General features: G+C 67.2%; 25 protein-coding genes and 1 pseudogene. 10 read left to right on the top strand and 16 right to left on the bottom strand.

Annotated features, from left to right (window positions below):
* Nucleotides 1-17 precede the first annotated feature (17 nt).
* From AC07U4_RS11475 to AC07U4_RS11465, 3 genes are all read right to left on the bottom strand, one after another.
* Entirely contained in the window at nucleotides 18-698 is a 681-nt protein-coding gene (locus AC07U4_RS11475) for a DUF1013 domain-containing protein (protein WP_038663640.1), read from the bottom strand.
* A gap of 134 nt (nucleotides 699-832) precedes the next feature.
* Nucleotides 833-3,220 (bottom strand): membrane-bound PQQ-dependent dehydrogenase, glucose/quinate/shikimate family, encoded by a 2,388-nt coding sequence (locus AC07U4_RS11470; protein ID WP_495195490.1) that lies wholly within the window; start codon nucleotides 3,218-3,220, stop codon nucleotides 833-835.
* Between the two features lie 488 nt (nucleotides 3,221-3,708).
* Entirely contained in the window at nucleotides 3,709-5,577 is a 1,869-nt protein-coding gene (locus AC07U4_RS11465; protein ID WP_495195489.1) for a M61 family metallopeptidase, read from the bottom strand.
* A 213-nt stretch (nucleotides 5,578-5,790) separates the two neighbouring features.
* On the opposite strand from AC07U4_RS11465, the gene AC07U4_RS11460 reads away from it, so the two are divergent.
* Nucleotides 5,791-7,449, top strand: coding sequence for a methyl-accepting chemotaxis protein (locus AC07U4_RS11460; RefSeq protein WP_052075651.1), 1,659 nt, complete (start codon nucleotides 5,791-5,793; stop codon nucleotides 7,447-7,449).
* A 426-nt stretch (nucleotides 7,450-7,875) separates the two neighbouring features.
* On the opposite strand, the gene AC07U4_RS11455 is transcribed toward AC07U4_RS11460, so the two are convergent.
* A complete protein-coding gene (locus AC07U4_RS11455; protein ID WP_038663643.1) occupies nucleotides 7,876-8,256 on the bottom strand; it encodes a hypothetical protein in 381 nt (126 codons plus the stop codon).
* A 134-nt stretch (nucleotides 8,257-8,390) separates the two neighbouring features.
* Here AC07U4_RS11455 and uvrA point away from each other — a divergent pair, with 134 nt between their 5' ends.
* The 5 genes and pseudogenes from uvrA to AC07U4_RS11430 all read left to right on the top strand — a co-directional run.
* The gene (uvrA, locus tag AC07U4_RS11450) at nucleotides 8,391-11,309 is read left to right on the top strand and encodes an excinuclease ABC subunit UvrA (protein WP_495195488.1); all 2,919 of its coding nucleotides are present in this window, start codon (nucleotides 8,391-8,393) and stop codon (nucleotides 11,307-11,309) included.
* A gap of 170 nt (nucleotides 11,310-11,479) precedes the next feature.
* A complete protein-coding gene (locus AC07U4_RS11445) occupies nucleotides 11,480-12,100 on the top strand; it encodes a hypothetical protein (protein WP_495179373.1) in 621 nt (206 codons plus the stop codon).
* A 39-nt stretch (nucleotides 12,101-12,139) separates the two neighbouring features.
* Nucleotides 12,140-12,790 carry a hypothetical protein gene (locus tag AC07U4_RS11440; RefSeq protein ID WP_495195487.1) on the top strand — a complete coding sequence of 217 codons (651 nt, stop codon included), beginning with the start codon at nucleotides 12,140-12,142 and terminating at the stop codon, nucleotides 12,788-12,790.
* Nucleotides 12,791-12,863: 73 nt separating this feature from the next.
* Nucleotides 12,864-13,040 carry a type II toxin-antitoxin system RelB family antitoxin gene (gene relB, locus AC07U4_RS11435; protein ID WP_495195486.1) on the top strand — a complete coding sequence of 59 codons (177 nt, stop codon included), beginning with the start codon at nucleotides 12,864-12,866 and terminating at the stop codon, nucleotides 13,038-13,040.
* Nucleotides 13,007-13,234, top strand: a pseudogene (locus AC07U4_RS11430) (type II toxin-antitoxin system RelE/ParE family toxin); the annotation flags it as partial. The gene relB and the pseudogene AC07U4_RS11430, both read left to right, overlap by 34 nt.
* A 67-nt stretch (nucleotides 13,235-13,301) precedes the next feature.
* On the opposite strand, the gene AC07U4_RS11425 reads toward AC07U4_RS11430, so the two are convergent.
* Nucleotides 13,302-13,574, bottom strand: a complete 273-nt coding sequence (locus AC07U4_RS11425) for a BrnA antitoxin family protein (RefSeq protein WP_495195485.1) — start codon at nucleotides 13,572-13,574, stop codon at nucleotides 13,302-13,304.
* The gene (locus AC07U4_RS11420) at nucleotides 13,558-13,824 is read right to left on the bottom strand and encodes a BrnT family toxin (protein WP_495195484.1); all 267 of its coding nucleotides are present in this window, start codon (nucleotides 13,822-13,824) and stop codon (nucleotides 13,558-13,560) included. Before AC07U4_RS11420 ends, AC07U4_RS11425 begins: the two co-directional genes overlap by 17 nt.
* Before the next feature lie 134 nt (nucleotides 13,825-13,958).
* Between AC07U4_RS11420 and AC07U4_RS11415 the strand changes: the two genes are divergently transcribed.
* From AC07U4_RS11415 to AC07U4_RS11405, 3 genes are all read left to right on the top strand, one after another.
* Nucleotides 13,959-14,672: a hypothetical protein gene (locus tag AC07U4_RS11415; protein WP_495195483.1), complete on the top strand. Its 714-nt coding sequence runs from the start codon at nucleotides 13,959-13,961 to the stop codon at nucleotides 14,670-14,672.
* 166 nt (nucleotides 14,673-14,838) lie between these two features.
* Nucleotides 14,839-15,633 (top strand): class II aldolase/adducin family protein, encoded by a 795-nt coding sequence (locus AC07U4_RS11410; protein WP_495195482.1) that lies wholly within the window; start codon nucleotides 14,839-14,841, stop codon nucleotides 15,631-15,633.
* Nucleotides 15,634-15,794: 161 nt separating this feature from the next.
* Nucleotides 15,795-16,961, top strand: coding sequence for an alpha-hydroxy-acid oxidizing protein (locus AC07U4_RS11405; RefSeq protein WP_495195481.1), 1,167 nt, complete (start codon nucleotides 15,795-15,797; stop codon nucleotides 16,959-16,961).
* Here the strand turns inward: AC07U4_RS11405 and AC07U4_RS11400 are convergent.
* On the bottom strand, nucleotides 16,951-18,099 hold the full coding sequence (locus AC07U4_RS11400; RefSeq protein WP_495195480.1) for a glutathionylspermidine synthase family protein: 1,149 nt from the start codon (nucleotides 18,097-18,099) through the stop codon (nucleotides 16,951-16,953). The genes AC07U4_RS11405 and AC07U4_RS11400 overlap by 11 nt on opposite strands.
* Nucleotides 18,096-18,479, bottom strand: coding sequence for a hypothetical protein (locus AC07U4_RS11395; protein ID WP_495195479.1), 384 nt, complete (start codon nucleotides 18,477-18,479; stop codon nucleotides 18,096-18,098). The genes AC07U4_RS11400 and AC07U4_RS11395 overlap by 4 nt, the downstream gene beginning before the upstream one ends.
* Before the next feature lie 164 nt (nucleotides 18,480-18,643).
* Between AC07U4_RS11395 and AC07U4_RS11390 the strand changes: the two genes are divergently transcribed.
* Complete coding sequence (locus AC07U4_RS11390; RefSeq protein ID WP_038663662.1) at nucleotides 18,644-19,147, top strand: Ros/MucR family transcriptional regulator; 504 nt, start codon at nucleotides 18,644-18,646, stop codon at nucleotides 19,145-19,147.
* Between the two features lie 69 nt (nucleotides 19,148-19,216).
* Here the strand turns inward: AC07U4_RS11390 and AC07U4_RS11385 are convergent, their stop codons facing one another.
* From AC07U4_RS11385 to flgG, 8 genes are all read right to left on the bottom strand, one after another.
* Nucleotides 19,217-20,122: a flagellar motor protein MotB gene (locus AC07U4_RS11385; protein WP_038663665.1), complete on the bottom strand. Its 906-nt coding sequence runs from the start codon at nucleotides 20,120-20,122 to the stop codon at nucleotides 19,217-19,219.
* A gap of 3 nt (nucleotides 20,123-20,125) precedes the next feature.
* Entirely contained in the window at nucleotides 20,126-20,989 is an 864-nt protein-coding gene (motA, locus tag AC07U4_RS11380; protein ID WP_038663668.1) for a flagellar motor stator protein MotA, read from the bottom strand.
* Between the two features lie 227 nt (nucleotides 20,990-21,216).
* Nucleotides 21,217-22,119, bottom strand: coding sequence for a flagellar hook-associated protein FlgL (gene flgL / locus AC07U4_RS11375; RefSeq protein ID WP_495195478.1), 903 nt, complete (start codon nucleotides 22,117-22,119; stop codon nucleotides 21,217-21,219).
* An 8-nt stretch (nucleotides 22,120-22,127) separates the two neighbouring features.
* On the bottom strand, nucleotides 22,128-23,483 hold the full coding sequence (flgK, locus tag AC07U4_RS11370) for a flagellar hook-associated protein FlgK (protein WP_495195477.1): 1,356 nt from the start codon (nucleotides 23,481-23,483) through the stop codon (nucleotides 22,128-22,130).
* Nucleotides 23,480-23,809, bottom strand: a complete 330-nt coding sequence (locus AC07U4_RS11365) for a rod-binding protein (protein ID WP_495195476.1) — start codon at nucleotides 23,807-23,809, stop codon at nucleotides 23,480-23,482. Before AC07U4_RS11365 ends, flgK begins: the two co-directional genes overlap by 4 nt.
* Entirely contained in the window at nucleotides 23,806-24,903 is a 1,098-nt protein-coding gene (locus AC07U4_RS11360; protein ID WP_081974435.1) for a flagellar basal body P-ring protein FlgI, read from the bottom strand. The genes AC07U4_RS11365 and AC07U4_RS11360 overlap by 4 nt, the downstream gene beginning before the upstream one ends.
* 36 nt (nucleotides 24,904-24,939) lie before the next feature.
* Nucleotides 24,940-25,644, bottom strand: coding sequence for a flagellar basal body L-ring protein FlgH (locus AC07U4_RS11355; protein WP_495195475.1), 705 nt, complete (start codon nucleotides 25,642-25,644; stop codon nucleotides 24,940-24,942).
* Nucleotides 25,644-26,432, bottom strand: a complete 789-nt coding sequence (flgG, locus tag AC07U4_RS11350; RefSeq protein WP_038663683.1) for a flagellar basal-body rod protein FlgG — start codon at nucleotides 26,430-26,432, stop codon at nucleotides 25,644-25,646. The genes AC07U4_RS11355 and flgG overlap by 1 nt, the downstream gene beginning before the upstream one ends.
* Between the last annotated feature and the right edge of the window lie 9 nt (nucleotides 26,433-26,441).

Genomic DNA, 26,441 nt, shown 5'->3' with positions numbered 1-26,441 from the left:
GAGAAGCCTAACTCACATCACCGCTTGAACGGATCCTGGAACAACGCCGCCGCGGCCGAGGCCGGGTCCTGATCCGCCACGTCGACGCCGCGCGCCGCCGCGTCGCGCTCGGCGCGCAGGCTGGCGATCAGCGCCTCGCGATCGCCCTCCAGCCGCGTGTCGGTCGGCGCGGCCTCGTTGCCCGACGCCTTCGACGCCTTGGCCACCGCCGCGTCCAGCTCGCGCTGCGTCGTCAGGCCCAGCGTCACCGGGTCCTTCGGCGTGATGTTGCCGATGTTCCAGTGGCTGCGGTCGCGGATCGCGGCGATCGTCGTGCGGGTGGTGCCGATCAGGTTGCTGATCGCGCCGTCGGTGATCTCGGGATGGTTGCGGATGATCCAGGCGATGCCGTCGGGCTTGTCCTGCCGCTTCGACACCGGCGTGTAGCGCGGGCCCTTGGTGCGGCGGACCTGCTCGGGGCCCTTGATCATCTTCAGACGATAGGCGGGATCGGCCTGGCCCTTGTCGATCTCGTCCTGCGTCAGCTCGTGCGCGCGGACCGGATCGCGACCGGTCAGCTTCGAGGCGGCGGTATCGTCGGCGATCGCCTGCACCTCGAGGATGTGGAGGCCGCAGAAATCGGCGATCTGGTCGAAGGACAGCGACGTATTGTCGACCATCCAGGACGCGGTCGCATGGGGCATAAGGGGCTGGGCCACGGGTGAACTCCGTCGGATCTTTTGGGTCGGAAACAAATAGGGCCGCCCCTTACCGGAGCGGCCACGCCATAACCCCCTGTGTACCCCGCGCCGCTACGAAGGGCAACCCGAGTGTTCGGGTCGCCCTCCGACGATCATTTGGGCAAGGCGTAGGCGATGACATGATCGCCGAGCCTGGTGCCGAGCGAGCCATGCCCGCCCGCGACGACGACGACGAACTGCCGCCCGCTCGCCGTCGAGCGATAGGTCATCGGCGTCGCCTGCCCGCCCGCCGGCAGCCGTGCGCGCCACAGCACCTTGCCGGTGCGCGTGTCGTAGCCGCGGACGTAATCGTCGATCGCCGCCGCCATGAACGCGACGCCGCCCGCGGTGGTGATCGGCCCGCCGAGCGACGGCACGCCGAGCTTGAACGGCAGCGGCAAAATCGTCTCGTCGCGGATCGTGCCGTTCTTGTGCTCCCAGACCTTCTTGCCCGTGGTCAGGTCGATCCCGGCGACATAGCCCCAGGGCGGCTGCTGGCACGGCAGGCCGGCGAACGACAGGAACGGGTTCATGTCGACCGCGAACGGCGCACCGGTATTGGGGTTGTAGCCCGCCTCCTGCGACCCGCGGCGATCCGATCCGCCCGCCGGACCGCGCTCGCCCGGGCCGCCGGTATCGTCGGCGCGCGGCACCAGCCGGTCGACGAAGGCGACGTAATTGGGATGCGCGAAGATCACCTGCCGCACCGGGTCGATCGAGATGCCGCCCCAATCCATCACCCCGAAATTGCCCGGGAACACCAGCGACCCGCGCAGCGACGGCGGCGTGAACGCGCCCTTGTAGTCGAGCGACCTGAAGCGGATGCGGCACCACAATTGGTCGATCATCGTCGCCCCCCACATATCCTTCTCGCGCGCCGGCGCGGGCATCAGCGAGATCGCGGACAGCGGCTGCGTCGGCGACGTATGATCGCCCGGCGCGGCGCCCGCCGGCACTGGCGTCTCGGGGGCGGGGAAGATCGGCCGGCCGGTCCGCCGGTCGAGCACGAACAGATTGCCCGTCTTCGTCGACTGGACCAGCGCCGGCACGCGCCCACGCCCCGGCAGGTTCAGGTCGACCAGCGCGGGCTGCGCCGGCACGTCCATGTCCCACAGGTCGTGGTGCACCGTCTGATAGACCCAGCGCGGTTTGCCGGTCGCGATGTCGAGCGCTAGCACCGAGGTGGCGAACTTCTCCGTGGTCGCCGGGCGATGCCCGCCCCATTGGTCGACCGCACCCATCCCCATCGGCAGATAGACGAGCCCCAGCGCCTCGTCGGCGGCGGGCGTGCTCCAGCTATTGGGCGACGACGGCGTATATTGCTTGCCCGCGCCGAGCGGCGCGGTGTCGTTCGGGTTGCCCGGATCGAAATTCCAGACGAGCCTGCCCGACGCCGCGTCATAGCCGCGGATCACGCCCGAGGGCACCTTGGTGGCGATATTGTCGAACACCGCGCCGCCGGTGATCACCAGCCCGCGCGCGACGAGCGGCGCCGAGGTCACCTGATACCAGCCCTGGTTGTAATGCGGCTGGCCCGGCAGCAGGCTGACCGTGCCGCCTTGTGCGAAGCTGCGGCACAAGGCCCCCGTCTTCGGATCGAGCGCGATCAGCCGGCTGTCGTTGGTGGCGAGGAAGATCCGCTGCGGACAGTCGCCGACGCTCGCGCCGGCCCGCGCACCATCCCAATAGGACACGCCGCGGCAGGTGAGATGCTGCATGTTCTTCGCAGACGTCGTGATCTTCGGATCGAAGCGCCAGCGCTCCTTGCCCGTCTCGGCGTCGACCGCGATCACCCAATTGTGCGGCGTGCACAGATAGACGGTATCGCCGACCTTGATCGGCGTCATCTCGTACGTCGTCTCGCCGGGATCGCCCTCACGCTTGCGGTCGCCGGTCTGCAACTGCCACGCGACCTCGAGCTTGCCGACGTTCGCCGGGGTGAGCTGCGTCAGCGGCGAGAATTTGTCGCCGTACCAGCTCCGCGCATAGGCCTGCCAGTCGTCGTCCGGCACGCCGTGCAGATTGGCGGCGAGCGCGTTGCGCGGCCCGGGCAGCGTGCCGTCGAGATTGTGGACGTCGCGGGTCAGCGCCACCGCACCGAACACCGCCGCCGCACCGAGCGCCACCGCCAGCGGCCCCGCCGCGCGCAGCCAGCCGGTGCGCGGCACCAGCCGCTTCACCGTCCACGGCAGCGCGAGCAACGCGCCGAAGATGAAGATCAGGTCGCCACGCGGCACCAGCGGCCACCAGTCCGCGCCGATCTCCGCCCAGGCCCAGACCACCGTCCCGATCACCAAAGCGGCGAAGACATGCAGCGCCGCCGCATGCCGCCGCCACAGCAACACCGCCGTCGCCAGCATCGCCAGTCCCGCGACCGCATAGAACAGACTGCCGCCGAGCAGGATCAGCCACCCGCCCCCGACCAGATTGAGCACCCCGAACGTGCCGATGATAACGGCAAGGATATGGGGCCACCGGGCGGGATGGCGGGACTGGGACATGCGGCAACTCCGGTTCGTTCCTGACACTACCGCCGCGCCGCAGCAATGTTCCGTTACAATAACGATTTTGCAATGCGCTTCGCGTGTCCGGGCTGCGGCGCGGCGGACGCGGAAAGGAGGGGCGCTAGCGTCGTTTTCGCCAGCGAATGCCGGGTCGAACGGCCACCGACAGCGAAAAGAGAATGGTTCACGCGAAGGCGCGAAGGCGCGAAGAAGACGGGATCATGCGGAGGCGTTGGGATGCCACCCGAGACACGCGCATCCCTCCCCACGAGCGCGGCCCTGCCCACTCTTCGCGCCTTCGCGCCTTCGCGTGAACATATTGGCGCGCAGAGGCGCAGAGGACGCAGAGGCGCACGGTCGAACGCACATCGCCCACATCGGTTGTAAGGATGCGCCTTCGGCGACGAATGCGACACCTCTCTGCGCCCTCTGCGCCTCTGCGCGCAAACCCCTTCTTCTCTCCGCGCCTCCGCGCTGCGTGACCCCTATTTGCCCAGCCAGCCGTCGCGGAACGCCAGTTGCGCCGGCGTCACCGCCACGCCAGCGGTCTCGCCGCGCACCACCTCGAACGACGGATCGGCAGCCAGTCGCAGCACCGCATCGCGCTCCACCCCGCGCTGGCGGAAGCGCACCGCGACGCGGTCGCCCGGCCTGTGCGCCGCCAGCACCGCCTGCGCCGCTGCGGCATCGCGCACCGGCGCGCCATCGAGACTCAGCACCACGTCGCCCCGCTCCAGCCCGCCGGCATAGGCAGGCCCGTCGAGACGCGGCGCGTCACCGACGGTGACCACCCCGCCCTCGCCGCCGACGAGGCTCATCCCCGCCCAGCCGCGCGTCGCGTCGACGGGGCGCAGCACCAGCCCCGCCTGCCGCAGCAGCGGCGCATAATCGGGCAGCCCGCTCGCATGCACGGACCCGTCGAAGAACGCCTTGGCGAAGGCGGGATCGCGCGTCAGCTCTGCCAGTCCCCGCTCCAGATCCGCGAGCGTATATTTGAGCTCGGTATCGCCGCGCGTCGTCCACAGATGGCGCATATAGGCATCGAGCGACAGGCCCGGATAGCGCTGCCGCAATTGCAGATCGAGCGCCAGCGCCACCACCGCGCCATAAGGATAGTAAGACACGAAGATGTTCGGATTGACCTGGTCGATCGCCTTGGCGGCGTCGACGAAGGGCGCGCGCAGGCTCATCTCCTCCGGCCCGCCGTAGCGCCGCGCCGGGCTGTTCACGACGCCGCTCAGCGTGCCGCCCAGCCCGCGCAGGAAATCGTCGACGCTCATCTCGCCAGCGCGGCGGATCAGCAGCGGCCCGTAATATTGCGTGAAGCCTTCCGCGAACCACAAGGACGGCGTCGGATTGGCGCGGGTGAAGTCGAACGGTTCCAGCTCGGCGGGACGCAGCCGCTCGACGTTCCAGCTGTGGACGAATTCGTGGCTCAGCGTGTTGAGCTGCGCGAACTTCGCCTCGGCGAGCCCGCGCTTGTCGGTGATGATCGTCGAGTTGCGATGCTCCATGCCATCGCCGGTGATCTGCGGCAGATAGTCGGCGATGAACGTATAGGTGCCGTAATCGTAGCGCGGCGCCTGCCCGAACAGCGCATAATGCTGCGCGATCACCCGCTTCACCTTGGCGGTATAGGTATCGAGATCGGCGTCGCTGCCGGCGTGATGCACCGCCAGCCGCACGACATAGCTCTTGCCCAGCGCATCGGTGACCGGCCATTCGCGCAAGGCGAAATCGCTGATCTCGGTCGGGCTATCCATGAAATATTGCAGGTTCGGCGCCCAGAAGCTGTTCGCGCCCCTGGCGGCGGGAAGCTGCGTCGCGATCCGCCACTTGGGGTCGAACGGCGTGAAGCGCACGCGGATCGGCTGCGCGTCATAGCCCTCCGCCCACAGGAAGGTGGCGGGCATGTTGAGGTGCGCATGCGTCGTGTCGATCTGCGCATAGGTGCCGTCGCCCCAGTCGCCGAACAACGTGTAGGTGACGACGACGGTGCCGTCGTGTCCGGCGACCGTCCAGCCATAGGGATCGCTGCGGATCAGTCGCAGCGGGCGCCCTTTGCCGTCCTTCGCCGACACCGCATAGACGTTCTTGGCGAATTCGTGGATCGCATAGCGTCCCGGCGACGAGCGTGCCATCCGCACGCGCAGCGGCCCCGCCGGCACCCGCGCGAAGGTCGCGGTGATCTGCGCCTCGTGATGCACCGCATTGGGGAAGGCGACGTCATACGCCGTGCCGGCGCGCGCCCCCGGATCCTGCGCCTGCTGCGCGACGACCGCCTGCGCCGCCGTCTGCGCCTGCGCGGCGGCGGCCGCGAGCGTTGCCGCGGCAATCGCCAAAACCGCCGTCACTCGTGCCGTTGCTCTCATCATCGTCCCCTTGCCGCTACCGCCGCGACGTCATGCCGCACCTATAACCATGCCGCTCCGGTCCGGTCCATTGCCGCTCGGCAGCACGCGTGAATCGCCCGGTCCGATATTTGCTCCCGAAGTATAAACGCGCGATCGCGCGCCTCTATAATTGGTGGGGCGGCTGCTCTTTTCCGCCATCAGAGGAATAGACACTTGCTGCTTCGCCGCTTCAACGTCCGCGTCATCGCGCCCCTGGTCGGCGCGATCCTGTTGCTGTGGCTGCTGGCGGGCGTGACGTACCGCGAGGACCGTGCGCTGGAGGCGGCGAACGTCGCCGCACTGGAAGCGCAGGAGCGGGTGCTGGCCGTGACCGAGGTCCGTTCGGTCAGTCGCTCGCTGCAGCGCGACGCGCTCAACCTCATCACCGAAACCGATCCCGAGGAACGGGGGATCATCGTCCGGAAGTTCGACACACGCTCGCAGCAGATGCGCCAGATGTTGCGCGACCTCGAGGACACCAAGGCGCGCCACGTCCTGCCCGAGGATTATTTCCGCCTGTCGCACACCGTCGTCGCCGCACTGGGCGAGGTTGCCGCCGAAGCGAACGCGGGCAACCGGTCCGACGCATTGCGCCATCTGCGCGAGGTCGTCCGCCCCGCCGAACGGGCCGCTTCGAAGGTCGCCGACGCCCAGATCGATGCGATGACCGCAGAGGTCGCCGCGCTGCGCCACAAGGCCGCGGTCGCGCAACGCGCCGCGAACCGGACGCTGTTGGCCGCCGTGACCTTTCTCAGCCTGCTCGCGGTCGCGGTCGGGGCGCTGACCGAGATGATCCGTCGCGAGCAGGCCCGCCTCATCGTCCGCAGCATCGGCGGCGCGCTGCACAAGCTCGCCGGCGGCGATCTCACCGTGCGGGTCGAAGGCGCCCTCGCCGGAGAGTTCGGCAAGCTCAAGAGCGATTTCAACCACGCCGCCGACGCCCTTGGCACGGCACTGGCCTCGGTCCGCCTCAGCGCCACCGATATCGCGTCCGGCGCGCAGGAATTGATGCAATCATCGAACGATCTGTCCCAACGTACCGAGCGGCAGGCGACGAGCCTCGAGGAAACCGCCAGCGCGCTCCAGCAGCTCAGCGGCGCGCTGACCGACTCCGCCGGCAACGCCGTGCAGGTGCGCCAAGCGGTTTCGGAAGCGCATGTCGACGCCGAAAAGTCGGGCGAGATGCTCAAGGACGCGGTCGCCGCGATCAACCGGCTCGAACAATTCTCCAACGAAATCGGTGAAATCCTCGTCGTCATCGACCGCATCGCCTTTCAGACCAACCTGCTGGCGCTCAACGCCGGGGTCGAGGCGGCACGCGCCGGCGAAGCCGGCAAGGGCTTCGCGGTCGTCGCGCAGGAAGTGCGCGCGCTTGCCGGACGGTCGGCCGAGGCCGCGATGGACGTCAAGCGACGGATCGGCCGCTCGGCCGAGCAGATCGGGCTCGGCGTCCGCTCGGTCGGCGACGTCGAGATCGCCCTCGGCCGGGTGATCGAGCGCGTCGGCAAGATGGCACTGCTGACCACCAACATCGCCGAGAACGTCGAACATCAGTCCCTCGCCTTGCAGCAGATCACGGCCGCGGTGGCCGAGCTCGACAACGTCACACAGCAGAATGCCGCGGTCGCCGAAGAAGAGACCGCCGCCGCGCGCAAGCTGGTCGACGAGACGCATGCGATGACCGACCAGATCGAGCAGTTCCGCTTCACCGAATGGGAGGCCGCCAACGACCTCCTGCCCGAGCGCGACCGCCAGCCGCGTCGGGCATGGCGGCAACGCCCGGTCGACCTGACGCCACAGACGATCGTCCCGCTCAAGCAAAGGCTGTCCTGATGCCCGCGGGCCAGATCGACATTCCGTATCCCGGCCGATGATGAGCGCCGAAGCTTCGCTCTTCCGTCACCCCAAAGCGATCGCACAGGGGCGTTCGCACGAGCCCACCGTCTGCTAAGCCCACCCCGTCACCCGGACTTGTTCCGGGGTCCACCCTGCGGCGAGGGGTAAGACTTGACGGGACACCATCCCGCACGGCCCGATGGACGCCGGAACACGTCGAGGCTCTAAGACAGTCCACATCAGCACAGTGCTCCTGCGAACGCAGGAGCCCAGAGCCAAACAAAACAACACCTTATGGCGCTCGGAACGCCTGGGCTCCTGCGTTCGCAGGAGCACTACGCGGCGTTTGCAAAGGCCCCCGACAAAACCGCGGTGATGCACCCGGACGGTCAAGGCCGCGACACCACCGCATGCCGATCCGGCCTAGGCCTTCTTCCCCCCGAACAACCGGCCGAGCAGCGCCTCCGCCGCCTTGCCGACCGCATCGGCGATCGCCTGCGGATCGGGTTGCGTCTGCGTGCCCTGCGGCGGTTCGGGTGGACGCCGCGGCTCGGGTGCCGCCCCCGTCGTCGGAGGCACCGGCGGCACCGGCCGCTCCCCCGCCGCCTCGCGCTTCGTCCGGCCCTTCGCCACCGCCGCGGTCGCCGCCGCCGCGGCCATCGTCAGCCCCGCCGCGAGCATCTCGCGCCCCTGCGGGCTGTTCGCTTTCTCAAGCAACGCCCCGCCCGCCTCGCGCAGCTCCTTGGGCAGGCGGATGCCGAGCACCTCCTTGGGGAGCTTCGCCTTCTTCGTCTTCTTGCCCATGCGCGGCCTCTCTGTCTGTGTGTCGCCGAGATAAGACACGCGCCGCGCGTTTCAACGTGGTGCTGGCGAAGCCTCCCGCGCGTTCCTACTTCCCGGACTAGCCCCAGACACAGAACAGAAGTAGAACCCGCCACATGCTGACCAAAATCACCGTCCGCGGCGCGCGCGAGCACAACCTCAAGGACGTCGATGTCGACATCCCCCGCGATACGCTGACGGTGATCACCGGCCTGTCGGGTTCGGGCAAGTCGTCCCTCGCCTTCGACACCATCTATGCCGAGGGCCAGCGCCGCTACGTCGAATCGCTCTCCGCCTACGCCCGCCAGTTCCTCGAGCTGATGCAGAAGCCCGACGTCGATCATATCGAGGGCCTGTCGCCGGCGATCTCGATCGAGCAGAAGACGACCAGCCGCAACCCGCGCTCGACGGTGGCGACCGTCACCGAGATCTACGATTACATGCGCCTGCTCTGGGCGCGCGTCGGCATCCCCTACAGCCCCGCGACCGGCGAGCCGATCGCCGCGCAGACCGTCAGCCAGATGGTCGACCGCGTCCTCGCGCTGCCCGAGGGGACGCGCCTCTATCTGCTCGCCCCCGTCGTGCGCGGCCGCAAGGGCGAATATCGCAAGGAACTCGCCGAATGGCAGAAGGCGGGCTTCACCCGCGTCCGCATCGACGGCGAGATCCACGAGATCGACGAGGCCCCCGCGCTCGACAAGAAGTTCAAGCACGACATCGAGATCGTCGTCGACCGGCTGGTCGTGCGCGGCGACGCCGCGACGCGCCTCGCCGAGAGTTTCGAGACCGCGCTGAAACTCGCCGACGGCCTCGCCTATGTCGATCCCGCCGACCCCGCCAAAGACGAATATACGCCGCACACGCCCAAGTCGGAAGTGCTCGGCGACAACGCCCCTCCCGGCCGCATCGTCTTCTCCGAGAAGTTCGCCTGCCCTATCAGCGGCTTCACCATCGCCGAGATCGAACCGCGGCTGTTCTCGTTCAACGCGCCGCAGGGCGCCTGCCCAGCCTGCGACGGGCTCGGCGAGAAACTGCTGTTCGACGAGGATCTCGTCGTCCCCAACCACGGGCTCAGCATCAAGAAGGGCGCCGTCGTCCCCTGGGCCAAATCCAACCCGCCCAGCCCTTATTACATGCAGGTGCTCGGCAGCCTCGCGCGCGAATTCGACTTCAGCCTCGACACGCCCTGGGCCGACCTGCCAGAGGCGATCCACGCGCTGATCCTGCACGGCAGCAAGGGCAAGCCCGTCACGCTGACCTTCGTCGACGGCAAGAAGGCCTATGACGTCAAGAAGCCGTTCGAGGGCGTCGTCGGCAACCTCAACCGCCGCCTGCTCCAGACCGAGAGCGCGTGGATGCGCGAGGAATTGTCCAAATACCAGAGCTCGCGCCCGTGCGAGGTCTGCCACGGCGCGCGCCTCAAGCCCGAGGCGCTGGCGGTCAAGATCGCGATGCGCGACATCGCCTATGCCACGCATCTCTCGGTGGTCGACGCGCTCGCCTTCTTCACCGATTTGCCCAACCATCTCGGCGACCAACAGCGCGCGATCGCCGAGCGCATCCTGAAGGAGATCGTCGAGCGCCTGGGCTTCCTCAACAACGTCGGCCTCGACTATCTCAACCTCGACCGTACCAGCGGCACCTTGTCGGGCGGCGAGAGCCAGCGCATCCGCCTCGCCAGCCAGATCGGCAGCGGCCTGTCGGGCGTGCTCTACGTGCTCGACGAACCCTCGATCGGGCTCCACCAGCGCGACAACGACATGCTGCTCGCGACGCTCAGGCGCCTGCGCGACCTCGGCAACACCGTGCTCGTCGTCGAACATGACGAGGACGCGATCCGCACCGCCGATTACGTCATCGACATGGGGCCGGGCGCCGGCGTCCACGGCGGCCAGATCGTCGCGCAGGGCACGCTCAAGCAGATCCTCAAGAGCAAGACGAGCATCACCGCCGACTATCTCAACGGCACCCGCCAGGTCCCGGTGCCGGCCAAGCGCCGCAAGGGCAACGGCAAGCAGCTCACCGTCCACAATGCGCGCGCCAACAACCTCACCGGCGTCACCGCGAGCATCCCGCTCGGCACCTTCACCTGCATCACCGGCGTGTCGGGCTCGGGCAAGTCGAGCTTCACGATCGACACGCTCTATGCCGCCGCGGCGCGCGCGCTCAACGGCGCGCGCATCCTCGCCGGCAAGCACGACAAGGTCAGCGGCCTCCAGCATCTCGACAAGGTGATCGACATCGACCAGTCGCCGATCGGCCGCACCCCGCGCTCGAACCCGGCGACCTATACGGGCAGCTTCACGCAGATCCGCGACTGGTTCGCCGGCCTGCCCGAGAGCCAGGCGCGCGGCTACAAGCCCGGCCGGTTCAGCTTCAACGTCAAGGGCGGCCGCTGCGAGGCGTGCCAGGGCGACGGCGTGCTCAAGATCGAGATGCACTTCCTCCCCGACGTCTACGTCACCTGCGACGTCTGCCACGGCGCGCGCTACAATCGCGAGACGCTGGAGGTGAAGTTCAAGGGCAAGAGCATCGCCGACGTGCTCGACATGACGGTCGAGGATGCGGCAGAATTCTTCAAGGCGGTGCCGCCGATCCGCGACAAGATGGAGATGCTGGTCGAGGTCGGCCTCGGCTACGTCAAGGTCGGCCAGCAGGCGACGACGCTGTCGGGCGGCGAGGCGCAGCGCGTCAAGCTCGCCAAGGAACTCGCCCGCCGCGCGACCGGCAATACTTTGTACATCCTCGACGAGCCGACCACCGGCCTGCATTTCGAGGACGTCCGCAAATTGCTCGAAGTGCTCCACGCCCTGGTCGAGCAGGGCAATACGGTGGTGGTGATCGAGCACAATCTCGACGTCATCAAGACCGCCGACTGGGTGGTCGATCTGGGCCCCGAAGGCGGCGTCAAGGGCGGCGAGATCGTCGCGGTCGGCACGCCCGAAGTGGTCGCCAAGGAACCGCGGAGCTTCACGGGGAAGTATCTCGCGCCGTTGTTGAAGGCGCGTGGCGGGGAGGCGGTGGCGGCGGAGTAACGCCCGCATTTCCCCAAAATTTTTGCGGCGATGCGCCATCGACGAATTTTGCGGATTTCTTCGTTAGATCAACGGGCAACGACAGGTGTTGGATTACGTAATCGCAGAGTAAGGTTCCAGGGCCGTCTCGATGTCACTTCCACGTCAAAAAGCGATGGGAAGGTGCTGCCATGACATTCGCAGCCTCTGTGTTCGCCGCTCTTTCGATCGCAACGTCCGCCACCGCGTCGTCCGAACCGCCACCGCCACCTGCCCTGCAGGCACTGGTCGTCTCATCCGATTATCAAGCAAATATCGCACGCCTGTTTTCGCAATTGCCGGCGCCTGTTTTCCAAAGGTGCCCGTCGTTGATATCGAAGGGCTCTACGGTGACGATGATCGAGCCGGTATCGTTCGCGCCGGATGGATATCCGACGTCCGGACTTTGGGAGCAAAGCTTCCCGGTAAGCGGGTGCGGTAACGATACGACGATCAACTTCTTTTTCCGAGCCCAGTCCGACGAGAAGATAACCAGTATCGTCGGAGTTCCGGGAGAAACCCATGCCGACGTGATATTGCAAAGCGATGCGGTCGGGATGATGGCAACGGCAGTGAAAGCTGCCGCCCCCAATTGCGAACAGATCACTGTGCAAGACAGCAAATATCTGGGACCGGTCGGAAAATCTCACAAGGCTTGGCAGGAAAGCTGGCTGCTCGCAGTTTGCGCCCGCCCCACCCACATAACGCTGACCTTCACGCCCGACGATACCGGCACGAAGATATTGGTATCGCCTGTTAAACAGATGCCGTGATCCGACCCGAGAAAGAAATCGAAACAAGCGGAACACCCTATGATCATTATGGCATTAGTGGCTCAGGTGGCGGCCACCCCGACGTTTGCAGAATTCAAACGTCTTGCTCCTTCGATCGCTGGCGATCTCGTGCTGCAAGGGCAAACACACGGCCGGATCGACTCCGTCATTGCTCCGGTCGGCGGGTTGATCGCTCCGGGCGTGGTTGAGGCAGAGCTCGTGGAACAGCCAGTCGCGACCGAGCGAGAATGTATTAGAAAACGTTGGGCCGTGAGTTTTAGCGCGCCACCCAGTGCGGATATCAATACCGCCACGCTCGATCGTAGCCTCAGCTCAACCGAGATAGGAATGCCGGGGCCGCGCGGTTGTCGAACCGCATCCTATGCGCATCTCAATCCCGGTATCGATCAAGCGCAAGGGTTTCGTAGTTTGACGGCGCTGGAGCAGATTCGCTTGGGCGCACGCAACCTCCGGTTTCAATGTTCCGATGAAACGTCATCCGGTCTTTGCCGGGATGACCGGACCATCCTCCGCGTGCTGAACACTCTGACGCCATGGGCAATATCGTGGGACGCAAACGATGTTCTCATCTGGCTAGGAACACCGGGTGGGATCGTCACCGAAGTCCGTTTCGACTTGGCGGAACCCAGCCGGGTTCGGGTGATGCGACATATACCCGCACCGTTCTGATCGGTCGGCTTGCCGATCCGATGAAGGGCTTTCCGTTCTTCCGCCTTGGAGAGCCATGGAGTAAAACGGCATTATGACCGCCCTCTCCCCAATCGAGTCGGAATTCGCGACCACCGAAGAGGCCGCCGCCTATGACGTATGGTTCCGCGCCAAGGTCGAGAAAGCGATGGCGTCCACGGCGCCTAAAATCCCGCACGATCAGGTGATGGCGGGCATGTGGGAGATCATGGAGCGCGCCAAGGTCAAGTGACGCTTTCGGTCATCTGGGATCCGGATGCGCGCGCCGACCTGTACGAGATCACCAGCTACATCGCCGATCGCAATCCCGCGGCGGCGACACGGATCGGCCTAGCGCTCCAGCACGCCGCCGACCGCCTGCCCGATCACCCCTACATCCACCGCCCCGGCCGCATCGCCGGCACGCAAGAGGCGATCGTCCACCCCAATTACATTCTCGTCTATCGAGTCGCGATCGAAGTGCTCGCCATGCTCACGCCCGGCAGCACTATCCCTAGAGCCCCACCGCCCTCCGCAGCGCCGCGTTCATCCGCCCCTGCCACCCCGGCCCATCGGCACGAAACCGCTCGACCACATCGGGGTCGAGCCGCAACGTCACCTGCTGCTTGGCATGGTCCCGGAGCGGCGGACGGCCGCGCACGACGCCGTTCGGGCCCAGATACCCCGTTGCCGGGCGAATGACCTTGCCGCCGACCCGAAGCTCGGCGATCTCCATCATTTCCTCGGTCAGTTCAGGGGCGTCGTCGGGGTCAATCCAGTCCGACATATCTGATCTCCCATTGATGCATGCGCCGCATCGATATCACCCGACACCTGCCATCCCGCTCGGTCCACACGATCGCCACGGCATCCCGCGCCAGCCACCCGTAGGTGATATGTCGCACTTCGCCATAGTCGAACCGGTCGTCGACCAATGTGCGGCTGCGGCCATCGAACACCGTCGCGGCATCCGCAAAATCCAGCCCGCGTTCGCGCAACACCGTGTCGCGCTTCCCGGGATCGAAGCTGATCTCCACATCCGCTCCTTTATGTAGCTACGTAAATCACCGCGTCAACGCATCACCCATGCATTATAGGCGCACCCACCCCCTGTCCTACACCCCCGCGCTTGGCATAGATCGTCGGTCCCCTGGACCGAATCGGAGGGACTATGGCCAAGCCGTTCAAACCCTGGAGCAAGGCACGTTGCGAACGTCAGCGCATCCGCGACGCGGAGCTGCGCGCGCTGAGCGACCGCGCGATCATGGCGGGGGTCGACGCGATCAACGCCGGCGAGGATGTCCCCGCCGCGATCGCCGCGGTCACCGGGCAGAAGCTCGACGCCGACGGCAATCGCGTGCGCGAGGACGATTTCTTCGAACCCCTGCTCCACCTGCGCCGCCAGCGTGTCGACGGCTGGAGCGCCGACACGCAACGCGCCTTCATCGGCGCGCTCGCCGACACCGGCTGCGTCAGCCACGCGTGCAAGGCGGTCGGCGTCCCCCGCAACAGCGCCTATGCGATGCGCCAGCGCGCGACGCACAGCGTCTTCGCGCTCGCCTGGGACGTGGCGATCCAGATGGGGCGCAAGCGCCTGCTCGACATCGCGATGGAACGCGCGCTGGAGGGGCAGGAGGTCGCGATCTGGTATCGCGGCGAACAGGTCGGCACGCGTACCGTCCACAACGACCGGCTGCTCAGCTTCCTGCTGTCGCACAAGCCGGAGCCGGCGCATTCAAGGCTCGCGCCGCACGAACTCGCGGCGATGTTCCCGCGCCTGCTCGACCTCATCGACGTGGTCCAGCCGCACCCGGCGGCGCAACGGCTCGCCGCGGACAAGGCGGCGGCCGAGGCGGCGGAGCAGGAGGAGGATGACGATTATTGAAACGATCGGGCGGGATCGTTTCCATCAAGGTGTCCATCTTGTCCACGTTGCCGCATTTTCGCCGCAATTCGGCGTCGGGGCCATGGCGCCGGAGGCTTGCCGATCCGGCATTTCCTGTCATCCTGCCGCGGAACGACAAGAGTCGCCGCGACACGAGAGGACAGCCATGGCCACCAGTCTGCGCGAGCCCGCGCCCCCCGCCCCACCCAGCCTCCGCGACATGGTCAGCGCAGAGGAATGGGCGCTGCGCGTCGACCTCGCCGCCGCCTATCGGCTGGTCGCGCTCTACGGCTGGGACGATCTGATCTTCACCCACCTCTCGGCGCGCGTGCCGGGGCCGGAGCATCACTTCCTCATCAACCCGTACAATATGATGTTCGAGGAGATCACCGCCTCGTCGCTGGTCAAGATCGACATCGACGGCAACACCGTCTCGGACAGCCCGGCGCCGGTCAATCGCGCCGGCTTCGTCATCCATTCGGCGATCCACGCGGGTCGCGAGGATGCGGCGGCGGTGCTGCATCTCCACACGCCGCACGGGCAGGCGGTGTCGGCGATGGCCGAGGGGCTGCTGCCGCACACGCAGACCGCGATGATCGCCGGCCACGACGTCGCCTATCACGACTTCGAAGGCATCGCGACCGAGCTCGACGAGCGCGAACGGCTGGTGGCCGATCTGGGGTCGCGGCACACGATGATCCTGCGCAACCACGGCACGCTCACCGTCGGCGCGAGCGTCGCCGAGGCGTTCCTGCGCATGTATTTCCTCGAGCGCGCCTGCGAGGCGCAGATCCTGATGCTCAGCGCCGGCCGGGCGGGGCTCAACACCCCCAATCAAGGCGTCGCCGAGAAGGTCGAGCAGCAATCGACCGGCCCCGGCATGGCGATGCTCGCCCGCGGCCTCGCCTGGCCCGCGCTGCTCCGCAAGCTCGACCGGCGCGATCCCTCCTATCGGGAGTGACGATGATCGCGCGAAGGCGCGAAGACGCGAAGAGGTCCCGAGCGGCGCAGCCTCTCGCCTCGTGATGAAGGCGGGACATCGCCGCCCCCGCAACACCTTCGCGTCTTCGCGTCTTCGCGTGAATCCCCTTCTGCGCCAAGGCGCATCATCGAGGCGAGGCCATGCCCCATTACGGCGACTATCAGAATGCGATCTACGGCGCCGGCCTCGCCGGGGTGGTGCCGAAAGTGCCGGTCGATTTCGCCACGCTGGAGGCCCGCGCGCTCGCCGCGCTGCCGCCGTCGGTGCGCGACTATGTCCAGGGCGGCTGCGGCGACGAACATACCCAGCGCACCAATGCCGAGGCGTTCCGCCACTGGGGCATGACGCCGCGGATGATGGTCGATGGCGCGACGCGCGACCTGTCGGTTGAGCTATGCAGCCTCACATTGCCGAGCCCGGTGTTCATGGCGCCGATCGGCGTCACCGGCCTGTGCACGCCCGACGGCCACGGCGACCTCGCCGCCGCGCGCGCCGCCGCGGAGACGGGCGTGCCGCTGGTCGCCTCCACTTTGTCCAACGACCCGCTCGAGGCGGTCGCGGCGGCGAGCGGCGCCACCCCCGCGCTCTTCCAGCTCTACACGCCCAAGGATCGCGACCTCGCCGCCAGCCTCGTCGCGCGCGCGGAAGGCGCGGGCTACAAGGCCATCGTCGTGACGCTCGACACCTGGGTCACCGGCTGGCGCCCGCGCGATCTCAACACCGGCAATTTCCCGCAATTGCGCGGCGCCGTGCTCGCCAATTACTTCAGCGACCCGGTCTTCCGCGCACAGCTCGCCGTGCCGCCGGAGCAGGACCCCGCCGCCGCGATCCGCCAGTGGATGGGCGTGTTCGGCAAGGTCCTCACCTGGGACGACCTGCCGTGGCTGCGCGCTCTGACCAAGCTGCCGCTGATCCTCAAGGGCATCTGCCACCCCGACGACGCGCGCCGCGCGATCGATGCCGGTGCCGATGCGATCTATTGCTCGAACCACGGCGGGCGGCAGGCGAACGGCGGCATTGCCGCGATCGACCTACTCCCCGACATCGTCGCCGCGGCGGGGGCGACGCCGGTGCTGTTCGATTCGGGCATCCGCTCGGGCACCGACGTGGTCAAGGCGCTGGCACTCGGCGCGACCGCGGTCGGCATTGGCCGCCCCTATAGCTACGGCCTCGCGCTCGACGGCGCGGCGGGCTGCGCGCACGTGTTGCGCTGCATCCTCGCCGAGGCCGACCTGCTGATGGCGGTCAACGGCTGGCCGACGATCGCCGCGGTGCGCGAGGCGGGCGCGCGGCGGCTCACCGCGTGACGATATGCGGCACGAACCGCGCCGTATTGCCGGTAATCAGCCCGTCCTCGCGGATGCCCATCCCGACGGGTTCGCCGTCGACCACCCAGCTGCCGATCACCGGGAAACAGCCCGGCGCCGGTTCGGGCAGGCGATAGATCGCCTGATAGACATAGCCTTCGTCGCCATACTCCCCCGCCGCCTCGGCGACGATCCGCCCGCCGCGGCGGATCGAGACGTTGGCGCCCTCGCGCGACAGCAACGGCTTGGCGACCGCATCGCCGTCCGGGATGTCGAATCCGGCCGGCAACAGATTGGGATGATCGGGGAACAGCGCCCACAGCACCGCGAGCACGCCCTTGTTGCTCCAGATCATCTTCCACACCGGCTCGATCCACGTCGTGCCGCCGGCCGCCAGATCCTCGACCAGCATGTCGGCGAACGCCTCGTTGGCGAGCCATTCCCACGGATAGAGTTTGAACACGGCCTCGATCGGTTCTGCCGCGTCGTCGACGAAGCGGCGGCGCTCGTGGTCCCAGCCGATCGTCTCGACCGCCATCGCCACCGTCTCGAACCCCGCCGCCGCCGCGGTATCGCGCAGATAGGCGGTGGTGACGCCGTCCTCGCCCGCCTCGTCGGCGGCATGCGCGAAATGGACGCGGCCCGGCAGATGATCGGCAAGGTCGCGCCACTTCGCCACCAGTGCCTCGTGCAGGCCGTTGAACTGGTCGGCGGCGGGGAAACACTCTTCCTTCCAGCTCCACTGGATCACCGCCGCCTCCAGCAGCGAGGTCGGCGTATCGCAATTGAACTCGAACAGTTTCGGCGGCGACGCGCCGTCGTAGCCGAGATCGAATCGTCCGAAGTTGAGCGCCGGCGGCTCCGCCTCCCACGCGTCGCGGATCGGCTGGTGGAAGGCGCGCGGGATGCCGAACCGGTCGAGCAGCGCGCGGTCGGCGACGATCGCCTCGCCGGCGGCGAGGAACAGGCGGTAGAGTTCGGCGGTCGCTGCCTCGATCTCGGCGATCTGCGCCGCGGCAAAGCGATAGCAGACCGATTCGTCCCAATAGGGGCGGCCGTCGGCGGTGTGCCAGATCAGCCCCTCCGCCTCGACCTTCGCCTGCCAGTCGGGCCGCGGCGTCAGCGTGGTGCGGATCACGAGCGACCGCTCCCGAAACTGCGCGCCGACGCACCGAAGCCGCCGCGGCTGATCGCCCCGGCGCGCGTCACCTGCGTCGCCGCGGGCGCAAAGCGATACGCCCGGCCCGGCGCCCGCGCATACGAGCCGCCGCCGACGCGCTCGCCATAAGGCGGGATCATCGCGTTGCGCGCGAGGAAGTACCACAGGAACGGGCTGACTCCGCCGGCATGGCTCTGGCGCGCGCACTGGCTGTCGGCGACGCGGTTGCCGCTGCGATCGGTGCATACCGCGGTATCGCCCTGCGCGACCCAGCCGTCGGCATCGTCGCGCGACTTGCCGCAGCTTGCCGCCAGCAACGCGGCCGCCAGCGCCGTCGTGAACTTCAGCTCGTGCCTCAACATGTCCTCCGGTCGGCCGATCTTGGCTGTTGCTGGAGTATGACGCAGGAAATCGAATAGGGTGAGCGTCTTTTTTACGATCCAAAAAAGCACAGCACTGCGGATCATCCGCTTGACGGTTGGTTTCCCCGGCGTACGGCTGCCATTGGTCAAAGGAGCAAACTATGACTGACGAATCCACCGATCTGAACGCCGTTGAACTAGCAACCGAATTGACGATTGCTTGGCTCGGCAACCCCAACACCCGTACTTCCGCCGATGAGGTTCCGGCCTTTCTCGGAAAGATGCACGACACCGTCTCGGCACTGCTTGGCGCCAGCGGTGCGGCACCGGAAGCACAGCCCGCGACTGAATATACCGCCGCGGTCTCGGCGCGGAAGTCGCTGGCGTCGAAGGATCACATCATCTCGATGATCGACGGCAAGCCCTACAAGACCTTGCGTCGTCATCTCGCGACGCACGGCATGACGCCGGCGGAATATCGCGAACGTTATGGCCTGAAGGCCGATTATCCGATGGTCGCGGAGAATTATTCGGAGAGCCGCCGCGCCATGGCGAAGAAGATCGGCCTCGGCCGCAAGCCCGGTGCGCGCAAGGCCGAAGGGGGCGCCGAGGGCGCCGCAGCGGCGCGTCGCGGCCGCAAGTCCGCGGACGCCGTCGAGGCCTGACGTCGACGGGCAGGCGAGCGGCGCGCGACCGACCCGATCGGTCGCGCGCCGTTTCGCCCCGCCGCCCGGTTACTGCCCGAACGTACCCTGGCGATAGAGCAGGGTGATCGCGACGCGGCGATTGCGCGGGTCGCCGGGATCGCTGGTGATGATCGGCTCGCGGTCGGCGACGCCCTCGATCCGCTCGAACCGCGTCTCGGGGATGCCGCCGAGCGCCAGCCGGCGTCGCGTCGCCTCGGCCCGGCCGGACGAGAGCATCCAATTGTTCATCGCGCGCGGGTCGCCATAGGGCACGCTGTCGGTATGGCCGCGGATCATGATCGTGTTGGGCGTTCCCGCGATCGTCCCGGCGATCATGCCGATCAGCTCGGACGCCTTGGCATCGAGCGCGGTCGTGCCGAGCGCGAACATCGAATAATCGGCATTGTCGACCAGATCGATGCGCAGCCCGTCCTGCGTCGGCACGAAGCGGATATGGTCGGCCATCTTCGAGAGCCGCGGCGAGGCCTTGATCTGCTTTTCGAGCTGGGTCTTGATCGCCTGGAACGCCTGCTTGTCCAATTGCATCGCGGCCGGGTTGCGCAGCGACCCCTTGTCGCCCGTGCCGCTTTTCTGCCCGCCCGACATGCTCATCGGGATGCCGATCGAGGCGATCGGCGCCGATGCCGCACGCGGCCCGAGCTTGTTGTTGCTGAGGATCGATTCCCCGCCGAGCACGCCGTTGCCGCCGAGACCGGTCATCTTCTTGTCGAGCAGGGTCGGCGCGAAATAATCGGCGATGCCCTTGCGCTGCTTCTCGGTCGTCGCGCCGAGCAGCCAGAGCAGCAGGAAGAAGGCCATCATCGCGGTCACGAAGTCGGCATAGGCGACCTTCCACGCGCCACCGTGATGGCCGGCATGGCCACCATCGATGATCTTCTTGACGATGATGATCTTGGGCGGCTGGTTGTTGCCGTGCGGCGCGGCGCGGGCCATCGCTTATTTGCCCCGCAGGCCGTCGAAGACCTCGGCGAAGCCGGGCTGGTTCTTGTGCGCGATCCCGGACCGTGCCGCCTCGATCACCAGCGGCTGCGGATGGCCGTGCAGCGAGGCGATGATGATCTGCTTGACCACCATGTAGATCGCGGCATCCGCGTCGAGCACCTGCTTGAGCCGCCCGGCGAGCGGCGAGACGATGCCATAGGCGAGCAGCACGCCCATGAACGTGCCGACCAGCGCCGAACCGATCATCCCGCCGAGCACCGACGGCGGTTTGTCGATCGAACCCATCGTCTTCACGATGCCGAGCACCGCGGCGACGATGCCGAGCGCGGGCAGCGAATCGGCGAGGCTGTTGAGCGTCGTATGCGGCCCCTCGACCTCGTGGTGATGCGTCTTGATCGAATGGTCCATCACCTCCTCGACCGCATGGACATCGAGCGTGCCCGACGAGACGACGACGAGGCGCAGCGTATCCGCGATCAAATTGACCAGCGTATGGTCGGCGAGCAGGCGCGGATATTCGCTGAACACCGCCGACGACTTGGGATCCTCGACATGCGGCTCGAGCGCGATCGGACCGTCCATGCGCAGCATCTTCATCAGCTTGCTGACGAGGAAGATGACGTCGAGATAATCCTGCTTCTTGTACTTGGGGCCCTTGAACACCTTGGCGAGGCCGCTGCCCACCGCCTTCAGCTCGGTGCCGGAATTGCCGATGATCAGCGCGCCGGCCGCGGCGCCGCCGATGATCAGCATCTCGTGCGGGATCGCCTCCATGACCGGCCCGAGCGCGCCGCCGGTGATGGCGAAGCCGCCGAACACCATGGCGAGAAGAACGACGAGACCGATGGCAGGAAACACTGTGGGAAACCCCCGTTGCGCCGGCGAGCCGGCAATCCGATACGACCGGATTAACCGCACTTCCTAGATAAGTGGTTACCGGCCGGGTGAGTTTGTTTGGTGGCGCGGATCGCGCACCGGGCGCGCCTGCTTGCGGCGACCGCCGGAAGCCCTGTTCGAGCGCGCCAACGCACCGCACCGACGCCACGGATCGCGGCACCGGTGGTGGCGAAGGTCGGAGATGCCGCCTATTTGATGTAGTCGAACAGCGAGAGGCTCGACAGCTTGCTGAAGCTGGCCTGCGAGGCCGACAGTGCGGTCATCATCTGCTGGAGCTGCACGACCGCGTCGGTCATGTCGACCTGTTCGAGCTTGCCGCGCAATTCGCTGCGATCGGTATTGGCGGTGACCAGCAATTGCTGTTGCAGGTCGACGCGCGCGCCGCGCGCACCGACCGACGCCGAGACGTCGGCGACCTGGTTGACCGCCTGGCCGATCTGGTCGAGCGCGCTGCTCACCGACGCCGAGACGTCGCCGCCCGCATTGAGCGTGGTGGCGAGCTTGCTCAGCATCGCCAGCGTGTTGTCGCTGCCGCCGGCGAGCGAGAAGATGCGCTTGGCGCTTTCGGTCGCCTGCACGCTCTGGCCGTCGGCGATCGGCACTTCCGACACCTGCACGTCGGGCGGGAAGGTGAAGGTGCCGTCCTTGTTGTCGACCACCGCCAGCCCGCCCGATGCCGAGCCGAACAACGGCTGGCCGCGGACGTTCTTGGTGTTGGCGAGGCCGACGAGCGACCCGACGATCGAATTGAGCTCGGTCGCGATGATCTTGCGCGTCGCATCGGTCTGCGTGCCGTTCGCCGCCTGCGTCGCCAGTTCGGTCGCGCGGGTGAGCTGCGTGCTGATCTGGCTGAGCACGCCATCCGCCTGATCGAGCAGCGAGCCGGCGAGCGTGATGTTGGTGCCGTAGACCGCGGCATCGGCATCCTTGCGGTCGAATTCGGCGAGCTGCTGCGCGGCGGCGGGATCGTCCGACGGCTTCAGGATCTTCTTGCCCGTCGAGATCTGCGTCTGCAATTCCGACGCGCGTTCGCTCATCTTCGAGAAGCGGCTCGAAGCGTTGGCGTAGAAGAGGCTGGTGGAGATCTGCATGGCGCGCCCTAGCGGATATCGAGGATGGTCTGCATCGTCTCGCGCGCGACCTGGATCACGCGGCCCGACGCGGCATAGGCCTGCTGGAAGCGCATCAGATCGACCGCTTCGGCATCGAGGTTGACGCCCGTCGCAGTCGACAGCGCCTTCGTCGCGCCATCGCGGATCGCCGCCTGTGCGTCGGCGATCGTGTTCTTCTGCTTGTAGGCGGTGGCGTTATCGGTGACGAGCGCGGTCAGCGAGGTCTCGAAGCCCTTGCTGACCCGGGTCGCCTCCAACGCGGTGAGGTTGGACGAGTCGCGCACGCCGCCGCCCTGTGCCGCGGCGATCTTGCCGGCGGCGATCTGGCTGCCCGTGAAGGTCGCCGAGATGCTGACGTCGGTCGGTTTCGCGCCGGTGGTGAACATCGCGACGCCCTGCGCGCCGGTCTGGTCGAGTCCCGCCGCCTGATTGTCGTTGACCGCACCGACGAAGCTCTTGGCGACCGCGTCCAGCTCCTGGCGGATCGCGGCGACGCGCTCGGCACCGTCGACGATCCCGGCGATCGAGCCGCCGGTCGCGCCGATCTGGTTCTTGACCGCACCGACGGTGACCGAGAAGGCGATCTTGCCGTTGCTGTCGCGATCGTAGGAGATCATGCCGCTGTTGACGCCCTGCACGAAGGCGGGACCGGTCGAGCCGGCGAAGCTGACCGTGGCACGGCCGATCGCGTCGGTCCGGCTGGTGATGTCGGCGATGCCGCTCATCTGCGAGAGGATGTTGTCGCGCTGGTCCATCAGCTGCGCGGCGGCGGTGCTGCCGAGCTGGGCGCGGCTGATGCTCTCGTTGATCTTGGCGAGCGAGTCGCCCAGCGACGTGAGCGTCTGCGCCGCCTGGTTGCCGGCGCTGTCGATATCGGCGTCGACCTGATCGAAGGCCTTGCCGGTCGCGGTGAAGGCGATGCCGGCGGAGGCGGCGGCGCTCATCATGCCGGTGCGCAGCGCGGTCGAATTGGGTTCGGCGGCGAGGCTCTGCGCCGATGCGAAGAAGGACGTGACGCGCGAGGTCAGCGCATTGCCGGTCAGCGCGCCCTGGATGCGGTCGAGCCAGTCCGCGCCACCCGTGGTGCGGGCGAGATCGCTGGTCGAGGCGCGCAGCGCGGCGCTGGCGTAGACGTTGGACGACCGGTTGATCCCGGTCATGACGACGCCGTTGCCGGCACCATAAGGATTGGTCGAACCGCTGCCGCCCGCGACCTCGGCGACGTTCACCGTGCGGCGGGTATAGCCGGGCGAGTTCACGTTGGCGATATTCTCGCCGACCGTGGCCAAGGCGCTCTGATAGGCGCGGACGCCCGAGGCGCCGATCGACAGCAAGTCGCTCATTTCGGCGGATCTGCAACAGAAGCATTAAGATCGGATTGCGACTTGGCGAGAAAGGCGGTCATCGCCTTGCCGATGCCGAGCGGCGTCGTCTCCGCCATCGACTGGGCGACGCGCGCGTCCTGCATCTCGCTGAACGTGTCGATCGCCTTCGAATCGAACAACGGATCGGCGAGCTTCGCCTGGCGCATGCTCTTGAGCATCATGCCGGTGAACACCGCCTCGAACTTCTCGCCTGCCTTCTTGAGGTTGTCGGCGGACTTGAGCCGCGACGTATCGGTCGAGATGCCGCCGGTGGCCGCAATCGGGGTGGCGCCGAGCGTCGTCATAGCACGATCAGCTCCGCCTTGAGGCTGCCGGCCTCCTTCAGCGCTTCGAGGATCGCGACGAGATCGGCGGGCGAGGCACCGATGGCGTTCACCGCCTTGACGATGTCCGCGAGCTTCGGGCCGGGGTTGATGAGGAACATCGGCTTCTTCTCCTCTTCGATCGACACGTTGGACTTCTTCTCCAACGCGGTCTGACCCTGGCTGAACGGCGCCGGCTGGCTGATCCGCTGGTTCTCGTCGATGCGCACGGTCAGCTTGCCGTGCGTCACCGCGGCAGGACCCACCCTGACCGCAGAATTGATAACGACCGTTCCGGTGCGCGCATTTACAATTACTTTTGCGGACGGCTCGGCGGAGGTCGCATCGAGGTTCTCGATCGTCGACATCAGCGTCGCGCGCACGTCGGCGCCCTGCGGTGCACGCACCGCGACCGAGACGCCGTCGATCGCCTGCGCGGTGCCGAAGCCGAACTTGGCATTGATCGCCTGCGCGACGTTCTGCGCGGTGGTGAAATCGGACCGCGCGAGGTTGAAGGTCAGCATCGGCGAGGAGTCGAACCCGGTGGCGACTGCGCGCTCGACCGTGGCGCCCTCGGGGATACGGCCGGTCGAGGGGACGTTGACGACGATCTTCGATCCGTCGGCGCCTTCCGCGCCGAGGCCTCCGACCGCGAGATTGCCCTGCGCCATCGCATAGATCTGGTTGTCGGCACCGAGCAGCGGGGTCAGCACGAGGCTGCCGCCGCGCAGCGACTTGGCCTTGCCCATCGACGCGACGGTGATGTCGAGCCGCTGGCCCGGCTTGGCGAAGGGCGGCAGTTCGGCGGTGATCATCACCACCGCGGCGTTCTTCATCCCCGGATTGGCACCCGGCGGCAGTTGCAGGCCGAAGCGCGACGCGACGGCCTTCAGCGACTGGACGGTATATTCGAGGTTGTCGTCGCCGGTGCCGGGCAGGCCGACCACCACGCCGTAACCGGTGAGCTGATTCGAGCGGATACCCTGGAAGCCGCCGAGGTCCTTGATCCGGTCCGCCGAGGCGGGCGCGGCGAACGCGAGCGTGGCGATCAGCGAGGCGAGAAGAAAACGGATCATGGCGGACACTCTGCGCGTCATAGGGTTAACGGGCGCTCAAAACGGGCTGACGACGGAGAAGAATCGGCTGAGCCAGCCCTGCCGGCCGGCGCGCGCGACGTCGCCCTTGCCGGTATAGGCGATCTGCGCGTCGGCGACGCGGGTCGACAGGATGCGATTGTCCGCGCCGATATCGGCGGTGCGGACGATGCCCTTGATCTGGAGGAATTCGTCGCCGCGGTTGAGCGTGACGCGCTTCTGCCCCTGCACCAGCATCGTGCCGTTCGGATAGACCTCGGCGACCGTCACCGAGACCTCGCCCGACAGCGAGTTCGCCTGATCGGCCTGCCCCTGCCCGTCGAAACCGCGGCTGCCGCTGGCGGTGACGTCGGTCGAGTTGAACAGCTTGAGCGGCCCGGTGGTCGGCGGCGTGATGCTGCCCGAGCCCTTCGAATCGAGCTTGGAGCCCGAGGACTTCGATGCGGCGGTGCGCTCGACGAGGATGATCGTCAGCGGATCGCCGACCCGGCGCGCGCGCCAGCCCTCGTACAGCGCGGCATAACCATCGCTCGCCTGGAAGATCGACCCGTTTGCGGGTGCCGGCGCCGGTGCGACGGGCGCACGGACGACGGTGAAATCCTCCGCCGGCTTCTTCTTGCCGAGGATGCTGGCATCGGCCGTGCCGGGCGTGAACGCGGCGAGCGCGAGCAGCCCCGCGGCGGCGACGGCGGCCGGCCGGCGATGATGCGGTGCGGCGGACATCACAGGTTCTGGTTCACGTATTTGAGCATTTCGTCGGACGACGAGATCATCTTCGAATTGACCTCATAGGCGCGCTGCGTCTCGATCATGTCGACGAGTTCCTCGACGACGTTGACGTTCGACGCTTCGAGGCTGCCCTGGCGGATGTTGCCGCGCCCGTCCTGCCCGGCGATGCCGAGGTTGGCGGCGCCCGACGAGGCGGTCTCCTTGAGGTAATTGTCGCCGGTCGATTGCAGCCCCGTGGCGTTGGGGAAGCTGGCGACCTGGATCTGGCCGATGTTGGTGCCCTCGTTCTGGCCCGGCACCTGTGCGGTGACGGTGCCGTCGGTGCCGATCGAGACCGAGGTGGCATTGGCCGGCACGGTGATGCCGGGCATCACCTGATAGCCTTCCGAGGTGACCAGCAGGCCCTCGGGCGACCGGTTGAAATTGCCGGCGCGCGTGTAGCCGAGGTTGCCGCCGGGCAGCTGGACCTGGAAATAGCCGTCGCCGTCGAGCGCCATGTCGAAGCTGTTGCCGGTCTGCGTCAGCGACCCCTGCGTATCGATTCGCGCGGTGCCCTGCACGCGCACGCCGGTACCGAGGTTGAGGCCGGTCGCATATTTGGTCTCGGCGGTCGACGCCGCGCCGGGCGCGGTGATCGTCTGATAGGCGAGCGTCTCGAAGGCGGCGCGATCCTTCTTGAACCCCGTCGTGTTGACGTTGGCGAGGTTGTTCGAAATGACCCGCATGCGCGTATCCTGGGCGTCGAGCCCGGTGCGCGCGATGTGCATGGCGGAGGAGGACATCGTGTCTGT

The sequence above is a fragment of the Sphingomonas sp. GW821-FHT02B09 genome (genome assembly GCF_059421875.1).
The sequence above is the reverse complement of the archived record's forward strand: the minus strand, read 5'-3'. Positions and strand labels throughout refer to the sequence as shown.